Source organism: Marivivens donghaensis, assembly GCF_030410045.1.
GTDB classification, from domain to species: Bacteria; Pseudomonadota; Alphaproteobacteria; order Rhodobacterales; family Rhodobacteraceae; genus Marivivens; species Marivivens donghaensis.
In genome coordinates this window covers 292,145-313,135 of the sequence record NZ_JAUFRA010000005.1, presented here as the reverse complement: position 1 = coordinate 313,135, position 20,991 = coordinate 292,145, and the positions used below count along the sequence as shown (strand labels likewise).

Below are 20,991 nucleotides of genomic sequence, written 5' to 3'. Positions count from 1 at the left end.
TAACGTCTCCTGTTCGCGGAACGATGCAGCCAATGCAACGTCCCCAAACTCTGCAGACAGGGCGATGCTGCATGTGCGAAGGTTAAGGGGAGGACGCACATATGACAACTAATGATTTGGTCGAAGATGCCGCAGGGCATCCGCAGCTCGCGAAACTCGAACAAAACATGGCGCGAATTGAGGCTTTGACGCAGCGCGTTATGGCCGCTTTCGCTCATAAACGTCATGTGCCAGAGGCATTACAAGGTCCATCGCAAGAGCTCTATATGAAAGCGGCGATGGCCTATTGGAACGAGGCGGCCGCGAATCCAGCAAAGCTGTTTGAGCAACAGATCGCATATTGGGGCAAAACGCTGACCCATTTTGCAGAGGCTCAGGCGGCCTTGGCAAAGGGTACGTTAGAAGCGCCAGAGGATCACACGCCCGATGATCGTCGGTTTAGCAACCCGATGTGGAAGACGAACCCCTATTTCAATATGGTCAAGCAGCAATACCTGATCAACGCTGAGGCTCTGGCTAAAGGTGTCGAAGAGATCGAGGGGATTTCTGACCTTGAACGCAAACGTCTGAAGTATTTCGGCGCGCAGGTCGTCGACATGATGTGCCCGACGAATTTCCTGCCCACCAACCCCGACGCACTGGAACGCGCGATCGAAACCGAAGGGCAGAGCCTGATCGACGGGCTGGAAAACCTAGTGCGCGACCTAGAAGCGCATGACGGTGAACTGGTAGTGTCGCTCGCGGATGGGTCTGCCTTTAAGCTGGGCGAAAATATTGGGACCAGCAAAGGCGAGGTTGTATTCCGCAACCATATGTTCGAACTGATCCAATACACGCCGACGACCGATCAGGTGCGTGATATTCCGATTGTTCTGTTCCCGCCGTGGATCAACAAATTCTACATTCTCGATCTCAAGGAAAAGAACAGCCTTGTGAAATGGATCGTGGATCAAGGCTACACGCTGTTCATCGTTTCTTGGGTCAACCCTGGTCCTGCGATGCGCGATACGGGCCTGAACGACTATATCGAGGACGGCTACCGCACCGCGATGCGTGAGGTGAAATCCATCTGCGGTACCGAGTCGATCAATGCGGTGGGTTACTGCATCGCGGGCACCACATTGTCGCTGACGCTGTCGCGGATGAAACAGCAGGGGGATACCTCTGTCAGCTCTGCGACCTTCTTTACCACGCTGACGGATTTCTCGGATCAGGGCGAGTTTAGCGTCTTTCTGACCGACGACTTTGTTGACGGGATTGAGGCCGAGGTGAACCGCACGGGCGTGCTCGAGTCCTTCTATATGGCGCGCACCTTTAGCTACCTGCGCTCGCGTGACCTGATCTATCAGCCCGCGATCAAGAGCTACATGATGGGCGAGACCCCACCAGCCTTTGATCTGCTGTATTGGAACGGGGACGGCACGAACTTGCCTGCAAAGATGGCGATCGAATACCTGCGTGGCCTCTGTCAAAAGAACAAATTTGCGGATGGCGGGTTTGAACTCGCTGGCGACGTGCTGAAGATCAATGAGGTGGATGTCCCGCTCTGTGCGATTGCGTGTGAAACCGATCATATCGCTGCATGGCATGCCTCTTATGCTGGTGTTCAGCAGATGGGATCGACGGATAAGACCTTTATCCTGTCAGAGAGCGGTCACATCGCGGGCATCGTGAACCCACCGTCCAAAGGCAAATACGGACACTACACCAATCCTGACATGTCAGGCCCTGCGGAGGCATGGAAAGCGGCCGCTGTGCGCAATGATGGGTCGTGGTGGCCACGTTGGGGCGCGTGGCTCGCTGAACGATCGGGCGAGATGGTTCCCGCCAGAACGCCGGGTGATTCGACCCATCCAGTGCTCTGTTCGGCCCCTGGAACTTACGTAGCGGCAGCACCACCAGAGGGGGAATAACCTTCTGGTGGGGTCTAACCTACTGATTTTGCTGTGTCGCAGAAATTTCATATTCTGCAGTGCAGAAAAAACTTGAAATGCTGCAGCGCAGCATGCATATTGTCGGTAAGACAAATGACCCAGCGGCAAGCGCCGCACATACCCTGAAAGGTATTACCGATGACTGCTACTACTGATTTTACCGCTGTATTCAAAGACATGATGGGCGCATTCCCGATCGACACCAAATCGATGGAAGACGCTTACAAATCGCAAACCACTCTGGCTGAAAAAATGTCGGCTGTTGCGATCGACGCTGCTCAGAAATCGACCGAACTGTCGGCAAAATGGGCTCAAGACACTCTGGCAAAACTGACCGAGCTGTCGACCGTTAAAGCAGAGCCTGCTGACTACGCAAAATCGGTTACCGATTTCGCTTCGACTGCTGCTGAAGCTGCTGCAGAGCACATGGCTGCTTTCGCTGAAATCGCGAAAAAAGTTCAGACAGACACTCTGGAACTGATGATGGCTGCTGGCAAAACCGCTCAGGAAGACCTGACCGCTGCTGCGAAAAAAGCAACCACCGAAGTTACTGCTGCTGCGAAAAAAGCTGCTGCGAAGTAATTCGACTTACCGACCTGATCCTCCTCCCTTTAGGTCGGAAATGATGGGCGAGCTGTGAAAACAGCTCGCCCTTTCTTTATTCTTTCTTTTTAATCAGATGCAGCATAGGCTCGCTGCATTGCCGCAAACGTTCGGGGAGGGACCCGTGGCCGAAACAAACAAACCACTGCTCATCAAACGGTACGCAAGCCGCCGCCTCTACAATACTGAAACAAGCGACTACGTGACGCTTGAGGATATCGCGCTGTTCATTCGTGAAGGCCGTGAAGTTCAGATTGTAGATCTGAAGTCTGGGGATGATCTGACTCGTCAGTATCTCCTTCAGATCATTGCAGAACATGAAAGCCGCGGGGAAAGCGTGCTTCCGGTGGATGTGCTCACCGATCTGGTGCGCAGCTACACGACCCAAGCGACCTCTGTGGTGCCACAGTTCCTCGCTGCGTCGTTCGAAATGCTCCGTCAGAGCCAGTCGTCGATGATGGAAAAGATGACCAAATCGCAGCCCTCGATGCCCGCTATTCCGGGTCTAGAGGCGATGCAGGCGCAGCAAGCCGCATTCTTTAAGGCGATGACAGGTGGTCTGGTCGGATCATCTGGTCCCGAAAAAGAAGAAGAGCCCAAAGGCGGCGACGACCTCGATACGATTAAAAAACAACTTGCCGAGCTTCAGGACAAACTGTCCAAAATTGGTAAGTAATCTACGAAAGCCGCCTCTGTGCTGACCGATCTCACGATTTTAATTGTGACGGTCCTCGCGGGGGCGGTTTTGTTTTACCCAAGGCTCAGACGCGCAACAGGGTGGCGGGCCACGGTCACGCCACTGGCCTCTATCATCGGTAGCGGGTTTCTGGTCCTCGGTCCTGTTCTCGACGACAGTTTTGGTGCCTTTGCCCCCGTTGTGATGCTGGGCCTCTGCGCTGTGGCTTATGCCTTTGGCGGTGCGATCCGCGCGAACATCCACGACATCGACGCAAACCCTGACCGTGGCCGTGGCATTGCGCGGCTTGAAACCGTGGCTTCATGGCTGCTCGCGGGTGCCTATTTCATCTCGGTTGCCTACTACCTGAACCTCTTTGGCGCCTTCGCCGCGACCCTGACCCCGTGGGGCGGCGCCATGCCCGCACGGATCATCACGACCGTGACTTATGCGGTCATCCTCTTGGTCGGCTGGGTCTACGGATTTCACGCGATGGAACGGATGGAGCAAGCCTCCGTCACCCTCAAACTCGCGATCATCGCAGGCTTGCTCGCAGGTTTGGCGGTACATTTCACCGATCAAGCGATTGCGGGCGGTTTGGTTATAAACCCCGTGACCGTCTCAGGCTGGGGCGCTGTCACATTGGCCTTTGGCCTGATCGTCACTGTCCAAGGGTTCGAAACCTCGCGCTACCTCGGCGATACGTATTCCGCCGATATGCGGGTGCGATCGATGCGGTGGGCGCAGCTGATTTCTGCTGCTATCTATATGATTTACATATGCCTTTTGGTGTATCTCTTCCCCGCAGGCCATGTGCCGTTGTCGGAAACGGCAGTGATCGACATGATGGCCATCGTTGCGCCCGTTTTGCCGCCGCTGCTGATCGTCGCGGCCCTGTCGGCCCAGTTCAGCGCGGCTGTGGCGGATACGGGCGGATCGGGCGGATTGGTGACGGAACTGACCAAAGGGCGGCTCGGTACGGGGCAATCCTATGCGGTGCTGGTCGCCGTAGGATTGGCGCTGACGTGGGGCGCGGATGTCTTTGCCATCATCGCCTACGCCAGCCGCGCCTTTGCCGCCTATTACGCCGTCCAAGCTGCCATCGCCGCCCAACGCGGGCGTCCGATCTATTGGGTGCTGGCTGTTTTGGGCGCGGGCATCGCGATCTTTGGTCGATCGGTCGAAGGCTAATCATTCGCCGTTGCGGCATCGCGGTTGACCCCCTAGCGTAGCCGCAGCGAACAGGAGGCCGGTTCATGGCACCATCATCAGGTCGAATTACCCTCTGGGGCGTTGAGGTCTTTGTGGCCACCGCGCAAGAGGCCTCCATTTCGGCGGCGGCACGGCGGTTGGGATCGTCCGCCGCAACGGTGAGCCAGCAATTGACCAATCTGGAAACCAGCATCGGCGCGGTCCTGTTGAACCGCAACGAACGACCCATCACGCTGACCTCAGCGGGCGAGAAATTCCTACGCCGCGCCAATGCCATTCTAAACGAGGCCGATCAGGCGCGTTTGGAACTCTCGGGCGACAATTCGGGGCTGACGCGGCTCCGCCTCGGGATGATTGAGGATTTTGAGACTGACGTGACGCCGCGCCTCTTGGGTGAGATCGCCGATGTTCTGAAATCCTGCCAGTTCCTGTTAGGGACAGGCCCATCGCATCAGTTGCATGACCTATTGGACGCACGGGCGCTCGATATGATCGTGGCGGCGGACCTGCCGACGATGACCGAAGGGTTGGAGCGTCACGCGCTCATGCAAGAACCCTTTGTCATCGCAGCGCCCAAAGGGGCCGTGGATGTGGCGGCACCGCTGCCTGATCTGCGCCGTTTGCCGATGATCCAATACACCACTCGCCATTTCATGGGGCAGGTGATTGCCGCGCATTTGGCACGCGAAAACTTCCCGTTGGCCCATCGGTTCGAGTTGGACAGTTACCACGCGATCCTTGCGATGGTTGCGGGCGGGGCGGGATGGTCGATCCTGACACCGATGGCGTGGCTTCGGGCGGAACGGGTGCATGATCAGCTCGACCTGATCCCGCTGCCCTTCGCGCCACTGTCTCGCCAGATTGCCCTGACCGCACGACGCGGCGCGCTGGCGGACACGCCGACCCAAGTGGCAGATCGGTTGCGTCCGTTGATCGACGATTTGATCGTCGGTCCTGCCGTCGCTGCCTATCCGTGGCTCAAGGGACAGCTCACCACGCTCTAGTGGAAATCGCGGCTTTTGGGGATGACGCGGACGTTGCGGGGGTGACGGGCGGCGCCTGCGGGAATGGGTTTTGTGACCTCATCCGCGCGGGCCATCGGGGGTGCCATCGCCTCGGGCGCCAATCGCAAAAGCGCATCCGACCGATCCTCTAGATGCTGCGCCACAACGTGGATGATGTCGCCCTCGCGCTGGATATACCCCTCGACGGACAAGAGCCGAGACTGCATTACCACCTTGCGATAGGCCTCCATCATCTTGGGCCAAACGACGATATTGGCGACGCCAGTTTCATCCTCAATGGTGATAAAGCACACGCCCTTGGCCGATCCAGGCCGTTGACGGATCAGCACCAACCCCGCCAGTTTGACCTTTTGCCACGGGCGGGACTGCATCAGATCGCGGGTCGCGCCATAGCCCTTTTTCCGCATGCCTGCGCGCAAGAACCCCATCGGATGCGCCTTGAGCGACAGATGCAGCGTCTGATAATCCGCCACGACCTGTTCGCAATTGGGCATCTGGGGTAGGGCGACAGCGGGTTCGGCGCCCTCATCGCGCGTCTCGGCAAACAGTGGCAGATCGGGCGCGTCGCGGAGCGATTTTGCCTCCCAGAGGGCTTGTCTGCGGTCAATAAACAGCGACCGCATCGCGTCTGCCTCCGCCAGTTTGCGGATGTGGGCCGCGCTGATCCCAACCTCTTGGAGCGATTTGACATCCCGAAACGGCTTGTCGCGGGACGCCATCAACCGCAGGGCCGCCGCCTGTGGAAACCCGCTGATCTGACGGAACCCCAATCGCAGCGCAAAGCCCCCGCTGACGGGTTCCAATGTGGTGTCCCAGTCCGAGTAATTCACATCGGGCGGGCGTACGATCACGCCGTGCTCGCGGGCATCACGCACCAGCTGCGCAGGAGCATAAAATCCCATCGGCTGCGCATTCAGCAGGGCCGCGCAAAAGGCCGCGGGGTAATGGCATTTGAGCCAACTCGACACATAGACCAACTGGGCAAAGCTCGCCGCGTGGCTTTCGGGAAACCCGTACTCGCCAAAGCCCTTGATCTGGTCGAAACAACGGCGGGCGAATTCCTCGTCATAGCCGCGCGTCACCATCCGCCCGACCATCTTTTCCTCAAGCCGCCCAATGGTGCCACGGCTGCGGAAGGTCGCCATCGCCTTGCGCAGTTCATTGGCCTCGGCGGGCGAAAACTCTGCCGCTTCAATCGCGATCTTCATCGCCTGTTCCTGAAAGATCGGCACACCGAATGTCCGCCAAAGGATTTGCCGCAGTTCTTCGGGGTGATGGGGCGGCGCGGGGGACGGATAGATCACGGGTTCCTCACCGCTCCGCCGTCGCAAATAGGGATGTACCATGTCGCCCTGAATAGGCCCCGGCCGCACAATCGCGACCTGCACCACGAGGTCGTAAAATTCACGCGGCCGCAGTCGCGGCAGCATGTTGATCTGGGCACGGCTTTCCACCTGAAACACCCCGATGCTGTCCCCACGGCAGAGCATATCGTAGACCCTCGGGTCCTCTCTGGGCGTAGTGGCGAGGGTGAGGTGTTTTCCGTAATGCGCTGAAATTAAATCGAAACACTTGCGGATGCAGGTCAACATGCCAAGCGCGAGGATATCCACCTTGAGGATCCCCAGCGCATCAATGTCGTCCTTATCCCATTCGATGAAACTCCGATCCGCCATCGCGCCATTGCCGATGGGAACGGTTTCGGTCAGGGGCCGTTCGGTCAGGATAAACCCGCCCACATGCTGCGAGAGGTGACGCGGCATCCCGATCATTTGGCGGGCCACGGTCAGCGTGCGACGCAACAACGGGTCGCTCAAGTCCAATCCCGCCTCTGTGACGCGTTTTTCTTCAACATCGGTGCCCCACGATCCCCAAACGGTTTTGGCGATGGCGCTGGTGACATCCTCGGACAGGCCCATGACCTTGCCCACCTCGCGGATGGCAGAGCGGGGGCGGTAGTGGATCACCGTCCCACATAACCCCGCCCGATCCCGCCCGTATTTGGCATAGATGTGCTGGATCACTTCCTCGCGCCGTTCGTGTTCGAAATCGACGTCGATATCGGGCGGTTCCTTACGTTCCTCAGAAATGAAACGTTCGAACAAAAGCTGGTGCTGCGCGGGGTCCACCGCCGTAATGCCGAGCACATAACACACCGCCGAATTCGCCGCCGATCCGCGCCCCTGACACAGGATCGGAGGGCTGCTCTGGTCGCGGGCGAAACAGATGATGTCGTGAATAGTTAAGAAATACCGCGCAATATCGAGCTTTTCGATCATACGAAGTTCTTTTTGTATAACTTTGACCGTCTCATCGGGTATCCCGTCAGGATAACGCTCAGCGGTACCTTTCCACGTCAATTGCTCTAGGTAGGCCTGCGGGCTTTGTCCCTCTGGCACGACCTCTTTGGGGTATTCATAGGACAGTTCGCGCAGGTCAAAACGGATGCTATCGGCCACCTCGCGGGTGGCGCGGATCGCATGGGGCCATTCGGCAAACAGGCGGCACATCTCTGCGGGCGTTTTCAGGTGCCGTTCGGCGTTCGGCTCTAGCAGGTAGCCTGCATCGCTCAGCCGTCGTTTTTCACGGATGCAGGTCATCACATCCTGCAGGGGCCTGCGGTCGGGAGCGTGATAGAGCACGTCATTGGTGGCAAGGATCGACAGCCCGTTGCGATCGGCCAGCGCATCCAGATGGTTGATCCGTGCGCGATCCGCCCCGCGATAGAGGTAGGCCGCAGCGATATGGGTGATCTGCGGCACGCTGCGTTTGAGGTGCTTGAGCCGTGGTTCCCATGTGGTCAAATCGTCGGGCGGGATCACAATCAGCCGCAATCCCTCTGCCGCAGCGCGCAGGTCGGCCAGCGGAATGTCACAGGCCCCTTTATCCTGCCACGTGCCATCGGGCGTGTGGCGTTTGCCCTTGGACAACAGCGTAGACAGGCGGCCATAGCTGGCCCGATCCGTGGGATAGGCGAGGATCATATCGCCCTCGGTCAGCACAATTCGACAGCCGATCAGCGGGCGGATATGCGCCTTTTCCGCCTCCACATAGAACCGCACGACCCCCGCAAGCGTGTTGTGATCCGCCACGCCAAGCGCATCATAGCCCGCCTCCCACGCGGTCTGCACCAGATCGCAGGCCTCTGACGCGCCACGCAAAAAGGAAAAGCAGCTCGTGAGGCCCAGTTCCACATAGGCGCTGCGCGGATTGGGGGGGAAGTCGCTGTCGTCAGGCAGGCTCCGTTTCGGGTGATGGGGCGTAATGTCGGGCATCAGGCAAAGAGCCCATGCAGGAACCAACGCGGCTCTGCCCCACGCAGATCGCCCAGCACGCCCTCGCGGTAAATCCACAGGCGCAGGCCGTGCTGATCCTCGACCTTGTAGTAATCGCGCAGTCGCGTGCCGGGTTTGTCGGCCCACCATTCGGGGGCAATCCGCTCTGGCCCGTCAAAGCGGCCGACGCGGTGCACCTGCCGCCGCCAGACAAACTGGGCGGGCGGACCTTCGGGCACGGCATAGAGGACGCGGATTTCCTCTGGGTGTTCGAGCAGGCGAATGGGCCGCCGTGGATGGGTGGCGGCAGGGTCAGGGGTGCCCGCCATCGCAGGTCGCCACTGTTCCGAACGTTCGGGGATATGCCGCTCTAACGAGGCAGGACGCAGCACCCCACGCGGCCCAAACCGCGCGGTGAGACGGTCGATGGTCTGCGCGAGTTCGCTGCCATCCGTGGCGCGGCGGTCCAAGCGGTGCTGTAGCTTCCCCATCTGTTCGACAAAGGGCGCGGCGAGGGTGATCAGGTCAAACCCATAGCCAGGGTCGATGCGGTCCAGCTTCCCGTCAAAAAGTTTGGCCAGATGGGCGGCATCGCGGCTGGGCTGGCTGGTCGCGACCGTGACAGAGGACACATCCCCATCGGTGCGATACACGGTCAGCGTGATCCGCCGCGCGCCAAACCCTGCGGCCTCTAGATCGGCGCAGAGGTCTTGGGCCAGTTGGGGAATCCATTCGGTCGGATCTTGGACGGGTTCGGGCAGGCGGGCGTGGGTGATGAACCGAGGTGGATCATCTGGCGCATCCAGCGGCTCTGCCAATTTCCCCACCATCTGGTCGAGCCGCATCAGCGGGTTTTCCGCCAGCGGCGCACGGGCAAACCGACGGGCAAGAGGCACACGCGGCACCGCAATCAGATCGCCGATGGTCTTTAGCCCCAACCGATTGAGCAACAGCGTCGTGTCATCCGTGATCCGCAAGGCTCGCACGGGCAGGGCGCTGATCTGTGTCTCTAGCTGATCCGGCGGGCAGACCGCCCGCACCGCGCCAAAGCGAGCCAGCCCCCATGCCGCGCCATGGGTCGGGGCAATCGCGCTCGCAGAGTTGAGGCCGAGGCCCGCCAGACGGTCCTCGATCTGCAAGAGCATCGCGTCCTCTCCACCAAAGAGGTGAGCGCAGCCCGTGATGTCCATCACGATCCCATCGGCCCCATCCCGCGCGGTCCAAGGCGCCCATCGCCGCGACCATAGCATCAGCCGTTCCAGCGCACGGGCATCGCTGTCCACATCCGCATGGTCGAGGTGCAGCGCAGGGCAGATCGCCCGCATATCGACAACGCGGGCACCGATATAGACGCCCGCGGCTTCGGCTGCGTGGTTGGTGGCATGGATCATCGCGCCCCGTGCGCTATCCACGGCCAAGGCGCAGGGCATATCCGCAGGTGGGCTATCGCCGCGCCGATCCGCCATGATCTGCCAGCGGTCCATCGCAAAGCGGGGTAGGTGGAGGGACAGAATGCGCCGCCCCGATGGTTTCGGTTTGGCCCAGTCTGGCGCAGGGGTCTGTAGCCCCGTTTCTAACTGTTTCAGGGCGGCAGCGAGGTCCATGTCCCGTGATGACAGGCGGCTCACCCTTCAGCCTCCCTCCGCTGGTCGTCATAGGCGTCTGCCTCAACGCCGTGGTCAAAGGTCAATCGGGTGCCATCATACTGTGCCACCCAACGCCCCGTTTTGCCCCAGCGGGATCGGAATAAATCAGCCTCCCAGACGGGCGCACCGGGGGCGCGGCTGTCCCACGGGTGTTTGAGCGATTGCAAAGAGGCCACGCGCCAGCGATTGCGCGCCGCACTCAACCCCGCAGTGGCCGCCCGCCGAATGAGCCACGCGGGAATACGATGCGCCTCTGACCGCAAGGCCAGCCGTTTCGTCGCGGTAAAATCGAGGACGGCAGGATCACCCCAGACCTCGCCCAACACGGCGCCAAAGGCAGGGCAACGTAACCCTTCCTCCATCGCCCAAAGGACATCGACGGGGCGGTTGGCGTCCACATGGATGATCTCAATCGGGCGAGGCAACCCGCGCAGATGTGGGCGGCCTGTTTCCTTGCGCGATAGACGGTCCTGAATCCACAGAACGGGTTTGGCCGTGTCCAGATGGGCCAGCACAAAACCCACCGCTGCTGCATCAATAGCGCGGGGGCTAAACACCTCTGACAGGGTGGCATCTTTGGGCGTTGGACGGGACATGGCAGACTCTTTGTTCTCTTTTTGTTCTACATCGAGTCGCCACCTTCCGTCAAATATCCTGATGGGCAGAGGGGCAAAGATCTGAAAATGCCTTGCCCTTGGAAAACGGCTAGGTAACGATCCGCCCATGACCCAAGATATGCGCCAAATGGCTACCCGAATTTTCAACGCAGGCGTCGCTGCCGCTGATCCCTTTACCGGCGTCCAAGGCGCATTGCCCGATACAGCCCCCGCGCTGATCCTCTCGGTTGGTAAAGCCGCCCGCCGTATGGCCGAGGCGGCGTTGGACCGTTTCGCGGGCGTGCCAACCATCGTGGTGACCAACGCTGAAAACGCGTCTCCGCTAGACGGCGCGACCGTGATCACCGCAGGCCACCCCGTCCCAGACGAGGGCGGTGCCGCTGGCGCGCGCGCCTTTATCGAGGCGATCCAATCCACCACGGGTCCCGTTCTGGTGCTCGTCTCGGGCGGTGGGTCGGCGCTGCTGCCTGCACCTGCGGGGAACATCACGCTCGACGATAAGGCCGAGGTCAGCAGGCTCCTCTTGGCGTCGGGGGCGGATATTCGGACGATGAACTTGCTGCGCCAGCAACTGTCTCTGATCAAAGGGGGCGGTTTGGCGCGGCTCTGTGCGGGGCGCGACCTGCGGGCGCTGATCCTGTCGGATGTGGTGGGCGATGACCTCTCTACAATTGCCAGCGGGCCAACCGTTGCGCCTTTGGGCACACGCGAGGATGCGATTGCCGTATTGGAACGCCTGAACATCTGGGACCGTGTGACGCAGTCGGTGCGCGATTGGCTCACCCGTTCTGACGCTGACCAGCCGATTGCAGAGGCGCAGAACATCCTGATCGGATCAAACGCCCAATCGGTCGCCGCAATGGCCGCAGAGGCTGGCGTGGCGCATGTCATTCCCACCGCCATCGAAGGGGACGTTGCCGATGCGGCCCGTGAAATCTGTGATGCGGCAGGTGAGGGCGTAACCATTTGGGGCGGTGAAACGACCGTGACGCTCAAGGGCACAGGGCGCGGTGGCCGTAACCAAGAGCTTGCCCTGCGCATCGCGATTGAGGCACAGGCACGGGGTTGGACCAACTGGACCTGCCTTCAGGGCGGATCGGACGGGCGTGATGGACCGACGGACGCTGCGGGTGGTTTGGTCGACGAGGGCACGCTTGCGCGGATCGCGGCGGCGGGCGGTGATCTGGCGGCGCTCTTGGACAATAACGACAGCTACGCTGCACTGGGCCTTGCGGGGGATTTGTTGATGACAGGCGGCACTGGGACCAATGTGGCCGATCTGGGTGTCCTCATTCGATAAGAATTGAACAATCCTTCAATTTCTCTTGCCTCAACTCCGCTCTCGCCCGAAAGTGGTGTAAACAGAGACGGAGGACCTGATGAAAACGCGGATCGCTTTGCTGCGACAAATGGGGAATGCACGCCCCTATGCAGAGACAAAACCCATTGAAATCGTTGAGGCAGAGCTGTCCGAGCCTGGCAGTGGGGAACTCCTGATCAAAATGGCGGCGGCGGGTCTGTGTCACTCTGACCTCTCAGTCATCAACGGCGACCGTCCGCGCGATATGCCTGTGGCTCTCGGTCACGAAGCCTCTGGCGTGGTCGAATCCGTCGGCCCGAACGTCACCCGCTTTGCCAAGGGCGATCACGTGGTTCTGGTCTTTGCGCCGTCCTGTGGTCACTGCGTGCCCTGCGCCGAAGGCCGCCCCGCGCTCTGCATTCCTGCGGCGGCGGCAGCGGGCAAGGGAAGCCTGATCGGGGGTGACAAACGGATCAGCCACGAGGGTCACACTGTGAACCACCATGTCGGCGTCTCAGCGTTCTCAGACTACGCCGTGGTGTCCGAGGCGTCTTGCGTGAAGATCGACAAAGACATTCCGCTGGATCGTGCGGCGCTTTTGGGCTGTGCGGTTCTGACGGGCGTTGGCGCTGTGCTGAACTCTGGCAACCTGCGGGCAGGGCAGACCTGCGCGGTGGTGGGCTTGGGCGGTGTTGGCCTTGCCGCGCTCTTGGGCGCGATTGCGGGTGGCGCACGTGAAGTCATCGCGGTTGACCTTGCCGCCGACAAACGCGCCTTTGCGCTGGAACTGGGCGCGACTGCCGCGATTGATCCGTCCGAGGAAGGCGCGGTTCAAAAGCTGCGCGATATGACGGGTGGTGGTGTGGACCTCGCGGTCGAGGTAGCGGGCGCGGTGCCTGCGTTGAAATACGCCTATGACGTGACGCGCCGTGGTGGGACGACTGTCACCGCTGGCCTGCCGAACCCGCAGCACGAGTTGAAAATCCCTGCCGTGTCGCTCACCGCGAACGAACAAACGCTCAAGGGGTCTTATGTGGGATCATGCGTGCCGCTGCGGGATATTCCGCGCTTTGCGTCTATGATGATGCGGGGGCAGTTGCCGATTGAAAAGCTGATGACCCACCAGATCAAACTTGATGACATCAACGAGGGCTTTGATCGTTTGGCCGAAGGGGCCGCGATCCGTCAGGTTGTCGTGTTTGACTGACCTCTAAAAGTTTTGCGCCCGCTGTTGAGGGCGGGCGCAAGTTGCGTTTAGGTTTTGAAGATCCGGTAGATCGCTGGGATCACCAGAACCGTCAGAGCGGTTGAGGACAACAACCCGAACAAGAGCGAGATCGCGAGACCTTGGAAGATCGGGTCAACCAGGATCACCGCCGCGCCGATCATCGCCGCAAGCGCGGTCAGAAGGATCGGTTTGAAACGGGTCGCGCCTGCTTCGATCAGAACATCCACGGTCACCTCGCCGTCGTCATTGGCGTTGCGGATAAAGTCCACCAGTAGGATAGAGTTCCGCACGATAATCCCTGCAAGCGCGATGAAACCAATCATCGAGGTCGCCGAGAAGGGCGCGCCGAACAGCCAGTGACCACCCATAATACCGAGGAACGTCAGCGGCACAGGTGTCAGGATCACCAGCGGCAGACGGAAGCTGCCGAACTGGGCCACGACGAGGATGTAAATCCCCAAGAGAGCCACACCGAAAGCAGCGCCCATGTCGCGGAAGGTGACCCAAGTCACTTCCCATTCACCATCCCAAAGGATGACGGGGGTGTCTGTCTCGGATGGCTGACCGTTCAGGCTGATCTCGGGCTTCATGCCTTCGGGCCAGTCCATCGCGTCCAGACGTTCCTGCACGGCGAGCATACCATAGAGCGGTGCCTCATAATCGCCCGCCATTTCTGCCATGACCATGATGGTGTCACGACCGTTGTGGCGGAAGATCGGGAACGACGCGCGTTCTTCGGTGATCTGCACAACGTCACCCAGTTCGACCACGCCACGACCACCGGGCAGGGCATTCGCCGGAACCGGAGTAGAGAGCGCCATCGCGTCCAAAGTGTTGTCGCCGTGGTCACGTGTCATCACGATCGGCAGCGGACGACGGCCTTCGCCACGGTGGGAATAGCCCACAATCGACGACCCGTTCAGGAGTTGCAGCGTCTGTGTGACATCGCTTTCCAGCACGTTGTAGAAATCGAGGTCAGAGGTCATCAGTTCTGCCCGCAGACGACGCGGCTGGACGCCGTAGTTGTTGTCTACGTCCACGACAAAGTCGATGTCCTCAAACGCGGCACGGACCTTTTCAGCAACTTCGCGACGGGTGTCAGCATCAGGGCCGTAAACCTCTGCCAAGAGGGTCGCGATCACTGGCGGACCCGGAGGGGGTTCGACCGCTTTGACGACCGTGCCTTCGGGCAGGTTCAGCGTGGCAAGGCGTGCGCGCAGGTCCAGTGCGATGTCGTGGCTGGTGCGGTCACGTTCTGTTTTCGGCAGAAGGTTCAGCTGCACCTCGCCCATCTCTGGGTTCTGACGCAGGTAGTAGTGACGCACGAGGCCGTTAAAGTTGAACGGTGCCGCAGTGCCCGCGTGGGTCTGGGCCGAGATCACCTCGGGCATATCCATCGCGATACGTGCAGCGGCTTGGGCAACGGCATCGGTGGCCTCAACGCTCGAGCCTTCGGGCAGGTCGATCATGATCGCCAGTTCCGATTTGTTGTCGAACGGCAGAAGTTTAACCGTCACGTCCTTGGTGTAGAGGAGGCCGAGCGACCCGAAGGACAGCACAACCACGACCAAGAGGAAGATCAGCGACGACTTCTTACCCGACAACAGCGGGCGCGCGATGCGGTCATACATGCGACCCAGTTTGCCACCGGGGAACCCATGCCCATCATCGTGGTGCAGTTCCGCACGGCCTGCGATTTTCAGCATCAGCCACGGGGTCAGGATCACCGCGACAAAGAACGAAAAGATCATCGCGGCGGAAGCGTTCGCAGGGATCGGGCTCATGTAGGGGCCCATCAGACCTGACACAAAGAGCATCGGCAGAAGGGCAACCACAACGGTCAGGGTCGCAACGATGGTCGGGTTGCCGACCTCAGCCACAGCCGCGATGGTCGCGCCAAAGCGGTTCTGCCCCGGTTTCTTCATCCCCCAGTGACGGGCGATGTTCTCGATGACCACAATCGCGTCATCCACCAAGATCCCGATCGAGAAGATCAACGCAAAGAGCGACACACGGTTGAGCGTATATCCCATGATGTAAGCCGCAAAGAGCGTCAGGAGGATCGTCACAGGGATCACGATGGCGACCACGATGGCTTCGCGCCAACCGATGGCGAGCCAGACGAGGATCACGATAGAGATGGTCGCCAAAGCGAGGTGGAACAAAAGTTCGTTCGCTTTTTCGTCGGCGGTTTCACCGTAGTCACGAGTGATTTCGATATCGACGGATTCAGGGATCAGTTTGCCGTGCATGCCCTCAATGCGATGCAGGATTTCCTCGGCCACGATCACAGCGTTCGAACCAGCGCGTTTCGCCAGAGCGAGGGTGACGGCGGGACGGCGGGTGACCTCACCATTTTCATCGCGGGTGAGGGTCGCCACATGGCGTTCGTCGATGTCATTGACCAGCGCAACATCGGCCACGTCACGGACATAGACCGTGCGACCGTCGCGGGTGGTGAGTTCAAGATTGCCGATATCCGCAGGGGTGGTCAGCGTGCGACCGACGACGAGGCCGATCTGTTCACCCCCATCACGGAGCGTGCCCGCAGGAACCGCGCTGTTCGCGCTCTGCACTTTGCCTGCAAGCTGCTGGAGCGTCACTCCGTAAAGCGCCAGTTTTTCAGGATTTGGGGCAACGCGGATCGCCTCGTCGGTGGCGCCGATCAGGTAGGTTAGGCCCACGTTTTCAATCGTCGCGGCCTCAACTTCGACCTCGCGGGCAATGCGGGTCAGGTCAGCGGCGGTGATGTCCTCATGGCCCTCAGCGGCGCTAAAGGTGACAGAGAGGATCGGCACATCATTGATGCCACGGCCCACAACCATCGGCTGCGGAATGCCCACAGGGATACGGTCGAGGTTCGCCATGATCTTGTCCCGCACGCGCAGGATCGCAGTGTCAGAGGGGATGCCGACCTCGAACCGTGCGGTGACCATCACGTGGTCGTCGCGGGTGTCAGAGTAGACGTGTTCGACGTTGTCGATGCCTTTGATGATCGTCTCAAGCGGCTCTGTGATAAGTTTCACCGCGTCTTCGACACGCAGGCCTTGGGCTTCGACGAAGATATCGACGAGCGGCACAGAGATTTGCGGCTCTTCTTCGCGGGGCAGAGCGCCCAGCGCAATCAGGCCAACGGCCAGAGACGCCATCAGCAGGAGGGGGGTCAGCGGCGACAGCAGGAACATACGGGTCAGGTGACCCGCAATGCCGAGGCTGCCTGTTTGGTTCGGATTACTCATGGTCAGTCACCACTACGTCGCCAGCATTCAGGCCAGTCAAAATTTCAACCCACTCGACGCCGTAACGCAGCATCGTGCCACCCGGAACGACGGCTTTTTCGATGGTGTGGCCGTCATGTTCGACCGCAACGAAATCAATGCCGCCGATTTGGGTCACGGCAGTCGCAGGAACGATCAGCGCGTCATGGGTGCCAACGGTCAGGCGCACTGGCACACGCAGGCCCACGAAGGTGTCAGAGAGGCCATCAACCTCAACATCGGCCTCAACGCGACCGCCAGAGATTTGCGGGTAGATCTTGGCCAGACGGCCTTCGATTTCGCCGTCGGAACCCTCGATGGAAATTGGATCGCCTTGGGTCAATGACAGGGCGTGGCGTTCGGGGATCGACAGACGCAGGAACACGCCGCCACCGCCGATGACCGCCACAGGTTCACCTGGGTTGATCACGGAACCCAGAGAGACAGGAACATCAAGGACGATACCCGTTTCAGGCGCGAGTACGCTGCCTTCTTCGATCTGGCGTTTGACGACCAGCTTTTCCGCCTCAGTCCCAGCGATTTCGCCGTTCAGCACGTCGACCGCGGTTTGCAGCCCCTCAAGGCGCTGCCCCGTGATCACGCCGTTTTCCGATAGTTGCTGACCACGTTCGAGGTCGGCCTGTGCGGTTGCGAGACGCGAGGCTAGAGCCTCAAGACGGGCGTCTAACGCCTCGACCTGCAACAGAAGTTTATCGTCTTCGATGCGGGCGATGGCCTGACCAGAGGTGACCTGATCGCCTTCGCTCACCAGCAGCTCTGTGATGGTGCCCGGAATACGAGCCCGAGCAGGCACGCGGTCGCGGGTTTCGACGGTGCCGTAGACGGGCTTCCATTCCTGAACAGGCTCAGGACGGAGGGTGATCGTGTCCGCCGCAGCGGTAAATCCGGTCGCAGCGATGCAGGCCGTGAGTAGGAGCGCGCGCATGGGGGCCTCTCTGGTTAAACATTTAATTTGCGACATATATAAACATGCTAATATAAAAGCCAAGCGATTCTTTGGCCCGTGTCCCAATCAGTTTGCCGCAGCCACATGAAAAGAGCGCAAACCGACCGTTCGGTTGCGCTCTGATCTGTTAAGATATGGGGCGAGTTTAAACCGTTCGCAGTTTCGCGGTGGTCAGGGCCGAGAGTGCGACCATCACCGCAGCGGTGCCCAGCACCATTGGCAATCCGCCGATCTGATAGGTCAATCCGGACAAGAGCGTCCCGATCAGACGCCCCAGCGCATTGGCCATGTAGTAGAAGCCCACATCCATCGTGACCCTCTCTGATTTCGTGAAAGCGAGGATCAGGTAGGAATGAAGCGAGGAGTTCACCGCGAATATTCCGCCAAAGGCCAGTAGCCCAATGACCAAGGTGATTGTTAGCCACATCTGCGGGGCAGGCGATAGGGTAACCGCAACCGTCAGCGCGGCAGGCACGATGAACAGCGCCCATGCCCATGTGCGGGCCGCGCCGATGATCTCTGCCTCTGGGCGGGTGGCCGCGCGGAGGATGCGCGGGGTGGCGGCTTGGACCATGCCGTAGAGGATAATCCACGCGGCCATGAACACGCCGATGATAAAGAACGCCGCGCGGTTGCCTGCCTCGGACCCGTCCGAGAGCACTGCGTAGAAATAGATCGGGATGCCGACGACGAACCACACGTCCCGTGCGCCGAACAGTGTCACCCGCGCCGCAGAGAGCCAGTTCACGTTGTGGGACTTGGAAAAGACCTCAGAGAACTTTGCCCCTTTGCGGCCTTTCGGAAGGCCCGACGGCATAAACAGCGCAACTGCGATGAGGATGACGCCAAGGACAATCGTCATCGCCCAGATCGACGCCACAAACCCGAACGCAGCGAGGAGCGCGGCGCCCATGAGGAACCCCACGCCTTTGACCGCGTTCTTGGACCCTGTGAGGATCGCCACCCAACGGAACAACCCACCATCGCCCGTTGGCGCGAGGAGTTTGACCGCCGATTTCGACGACATCTTGGCTAGGTCTTTGGCCACGCCCGATGCACCTTGGACGCACATGACAAAGGCGACAGATGCGGGGATCGACCAGCTCGGGTCCAGTTGGGCCAGCGCGAGGAGGGCTACGACCTGAAGGCTCAGTCCAGCATAGAGGGTTGTCGTCAGGCCAAACCGCGCCGCGATCCAGCCCGCAGAGAGGTTCGTCACCATCCCTGCGACCTCATAGAGGATGAACAGGTACGCCAGCTGCACAGGCGAAAAGCCGAGCGTGTGGAAGTGCAGGAGCACCAACATCCGCAAGGCTCCGTCCGTCAGCATAAAGGCCCAATAGGCGGCAGTGACCGCGATATAGGCCGATAAACCTTCTGGTTTCTGGCTCACAGCGATGCCCCGACCATGCGGACCACATCGATCAGACGATGCGCATAGCCCATTTCGTTGTCATACCACGCGTAGATTTTGACCTGTGTGCCGTTGATCACCATCGTTGACGGCGCATCGATGATCGAGGATCGCACGTCATTCGTGTAATCGGTGGACACAAGCGGGCGTTCCTCATAGCCGAGGATGCCGTTCAGCGCGCCCTCGGAGGCTGCTTTGAACAGGGCGTTGACCTCTTCGGCGGTGGTTTCACGCTCGACCTCGAACACGCAGTCAGTCAGCGAGGCGTTCAACAGGGGCACGCGGACGGCGTGACCGTTCAGGCGGCCTTTGAGTTCGGGATAGATCAGCGTGATCGCGGTGGCCGACCCTGTGGTCGTCGGGATCAGCGAATTCAGGGCAGAGCGGGCGCGGCGCAGATCCTTTGCGGGGCGGTCCACGATGGTTTGCGTGTTCGTTACATCATGGATCGTAGTGATCGACCCGTGTTTGATGCCGAGGTTTTCGTGGATCACCTTCACCACAGGGGCGAGACAGTTCGTCGTGCAAGACGCCGCCGTGACGATCTGATGGATGGCTGCATCATAGGTGTCGTTGTTCACGCCATAAACGATGTTCGCGGTTGGGCCGTCTTTCACTGGGGCCGAGACGACGACCTTTTTCACGCCAGCGGCAAAATAGGGGGCAAGGGCGGCTTCGGATTTGAAAACGCCCGTGCAGTCGATCACGACGTCTACACCGTCGAGAGGCAGTGCGCTCAGGTCCTTGGTCCCGATAAAGGGTAGGCGGTTGCCGTCGATGGTGACGCTGTCATCGTCATAAGAAAACGCCGCGTTCCAGCGCCCATGCACGGTGTCGAACTCTAGCAGGTGCGCGTGCATCTCTGTGTCGCCAACGGCATCGTTGATCCACGCGATCTTTGCGCCGCTTTCCAGCAGAGGTTTCAGAGCGAGTTTACCGATGCGGCCAAGGCCGTTGAGTGCGTATGTGGTCATAGGTGATCCTCAGAGGTCTGGCGGCCAATGGTGTCCACGGCCTTTTGCAGCGCAATCCGATCAAGCGTTGTGATCGGCAGCGCGATGAATTGTTCGATGCGGTTACGAAGTGCCCCGTAAGCCTCTTGAAACGCTAGGCTTTTTTCGGCGTCGGTGCCTGTAGCTTTGACAGGATCAGGCATTCCCCAATGGCCACTGATCGGCTGACCGTCCCATGCGGGACATTCCTCGTTCGCGGCCTGATTACAGACGGTGAACACAAAATCGAGGTCTGGCGCATTGGGGCCCGTGAATTCGGAGACGTTCTTAGCCCGCAATTGGCTGGTGTCATGCCCTTTGGTCCCGAGCACTTCGAGCGCAAAGGGGTTCAGTTCCGAATAAGGCTTGGTCCCTGCCGAATAGACGTTGAACCGATCCCCACCCAAATCCCGCAGGATCGTTTCGGCAAAGATAGAACGGGCAGAGTTGCCCGTGCAGATAAAGAGCACGGTATAGGGGCGGCTCGGTGGCTTGGGCTGTGGGGCAAGGCACAGATCAGGCCGACCACGGCAGCAGTCGACCAGCAGACCGTCAAACATCTGTTGAACGGTTGTCATATTGATGCAGTACCGTAGAGAGGTGCCTGACCGCTCTTGGTCAATCAGGTCTGCGGTCTGCAGGGCAGAGAGGTAGTTCGACAGCGTGCTGCCTTTGATCCCCAGCGCGTCCGAGATTTCCCCCGCTGGGACATGGTCGGGGTAACGGCGCATGAGAAGTTGGAACACCGACAAACGCTGCGGGTGGCCAAGGGTCGATAATAGATCGGGAATCGCTGTTTTCATATTTCATGAATATATGAAATATACCCTCCCGCAAAGTGAAGG

15 protein-coding genes are annotated in these 20,991 nt (G+C 60.0%); 7 read left to right on the top strand and 8 right to left on the bottom strand.

Annotated elements, in window-relative coordinates; translation table 11 throughout:
• The first annotated feature begins 101 nt into the window (after positions 1–101).
• From QWY83_RS07110 to QWY83_RS07090, 5 genes are all read left to right on the top strand, one after another.
• Complete coding sequence (locus QWY83_RS07110) at positions 102–1,913, top strand: PHA/PHB synthase family protein (protein ID WP_249945501.1); 1,812 nt, start codon at positions 102–104, stop codon at positions 1,911–1,913.
• A gap of 159 nt (positions 1,914–2,072) precedes the next feature.
• A complete protein-coding gene (locus QWY83_RS07105) occupies positions 2,073–2,516 on the top strand; it encodes a phasin family protein (protein ID WP_249945502.1) in 444 nt (147 codons plus the stop codon).
• Between the two features lie 145 nt (positions 2,517–2,661).
• Positions 2,662–3,213: a polyhydroxyalkanoate synthesis repressor PhaR gene (gene phaR, locus QWY83_RS07100; RefSeq protein ID WP_105234787.1), complete on the top strand. Its 552-nt coding sequence runs from the start codon at positions 2,662–2,664 to the stop codon at positions 3,211–3,213.
• Positions 3,214–3,231: 18 nt separating this feature from the next.
• Complete coding sequence (locus QWY83_RS07095) at positions 3,232–4,404, top strand: Aq_097 family APC-type transporter (RefSeq protein ID WP_249945503.1); 1,173 nt, start codon at positions 3,232–3,234, stop codon at positions 4,402–4,404.
• A 65-nt stretch (positions 4,405–4,469) separates the two neighbouring features.
• On the top strand, positions 4,470–5,429 hold the full coding sequence (locus QWY83_RS07090) for a LysR family transcriptional regulator (protein ID WP_249945504.1): 960 nt from the start codon (positions 4,470–4,472) through the stop codon (positions 5,427–5,429).
• Here the strand turns inward: QWY83_RS07090 and QWY83_RS07085 are convergent.
• Genes QWY83_RS07085 through QWY83_RS07075 form a run of 3 tightly spaced genes read right to left on the bottom strand, consistent with a single transcriptional unit; the run spans position 5,426 to position 10,967 of the window.
• Complete coding sequence (locus QWY83_RS07085; protein WP_249945505.1) at positions 5,426–8,725, bottom strand: error-prone DNA polymerase; 3,300 nt, start codon at positions 8,723–8,725, stop codon at positions 5,426–5,428. The genes QWY83_RS07090 and QWY83_RS07085 overlap by 4 nt on opposite strands.
• Positions 8,725–10,353 carry a Y-family DNA polymerase gene (locus QWY83_RS07080; RefSeq protein WP_353958944.1) on the bottom strand — a complete coding sequence of 543 codons (1,629 nt, stop codon included), beginning with the start codon at positions 10,351–10,353 and terminating at the stop codon, positions 8,725–8,727. Before QWY83_RS07080 ends, QWY83_RS07085 begins: the two co-directional genes overlap by 1 nt.
• Positions 10,350–10,967 (bottom strand): ImuA family protein, encoded by a 618-nt coding sequence (locus QWY83_RS07075; RefSeq protein ID WP_105234790.1) that lies wholly within the window; start codon positions 10,965–10,967, stop codon positions 10,350–10,352. The genes QWY83_RS07080 and QWY83_RS07075 overlap by 4 nt, the downstream gene beginning before the upstream one ends.
• 127 nt (positions 10,968–11,094) lie before the next feature.
• Here QWY83_RS07075 and QWY83_RS07070 point away from each other — a divergent pair, with 127 nt between their 5' ends.
• Both QWY83_RS07070 and QWY83_RS07065 read left to right on the top strand, forming a co-directional pair.
• Positions 11,095–12,288: a glycerate kinase type-2 family protein gene (locus tag QWY83_RS07070; RefSeq protein ID WP_249945506.1), complete on the top strand. Its 1,194-nt coding sequence runs from the start codon at positions 11,095–11,097 to the stop codon at positions 12,286–12,288.
• A 79-nt stretch (positions 12,289–12,367) separates the two neighbouring features.
• A complete protein-coding gene (locus tag QWY83_RS07065) occupies positions 12,368–13,495 on the top strand; it encodes a zinc-dependent alcohol dehydrogenase family protein (RefSeq protein ID WP_249945507.1) in 1,128 nt (375 codons plus the stop codon).
• A 47-nt stretch (positions 13,496–13,542) separates the two neighbouring features.
• Here the strand turns inward: QWY83_RS07065 and QWY83_RS07060 are convergent, their stop codons facing one another.
• From QWY83_RS07060 to QWY83_RS07040, 5 genes are all read right to left on the bottom strand, one after another.
• Positions 13,543–16,755: an efflux RND transporter permease subunit gene (locus tag QWY83_RS07060; protein ID WP_249945508.1), complete on the bottom strand. Its 3,213-nt coding sequence runs from the start codon at positions 16,753–16,755 to the stop codon at positions 13,543–13,545.
• A complete protein-coding gene (locus tag QWY83_RS07055; RefSeq protein ID WP_249945509.1) occupies positions 16,748–17,719 on the bottom strand; it encodes an efflux RND transporter periplasmic adaptor subunit in 972 nt (323 codons plus the stop codon). Before QWY83_RS07055 ends, QWY83_RS07060 begins: the two co-directional genes overlap by 8 nt.
• A 166-nt stretch (positions 17,720–17,885) precedes the next feature.
• Entirely contained in the window at positions 17,886–19,133 is a 1,248-nt protein-coding gene (gene arsJ, locus QWY83_RS07050) for an organoarsenical effux MFS transporter ArsJ (protein ID WP_249945510.1), read from the bottom strand.
• Complete coding sequence (locus tag QWY83_RS07045) at positions 19,130–20,128, bottom strand: ArsJ-associated glyceraldehyde-3-phosphate dehydrogenase (protein ID WP_249945511.1); 999 nt, start codon at positions 20,126–20,128, stop codon at positions 19,130–19,132. The genes arsJ and QWY83_RS07045 overlap by 4 nt, the downstream gene beginning before the upstream one ends.
• Positions 20,125–20,949 (bottom strand): arsenate reductase/protein-tyrosine-phosphatase family protein, encoded by an 825-nt coding sequence (locus QWY83_RS07040; RefSeq protein WP_249945512.1) that lies wholly within the window; start codon positions 20,947–20,949, stop codon positions 20,125–20,127. The genes QWY83_RS07045 and QWY83_RS07040 overlap by 4 nt, the downstream gene beginning before the upstream one ends.
• Positions 20,950–20,991 lie beyond the last annotated feature (42 nt).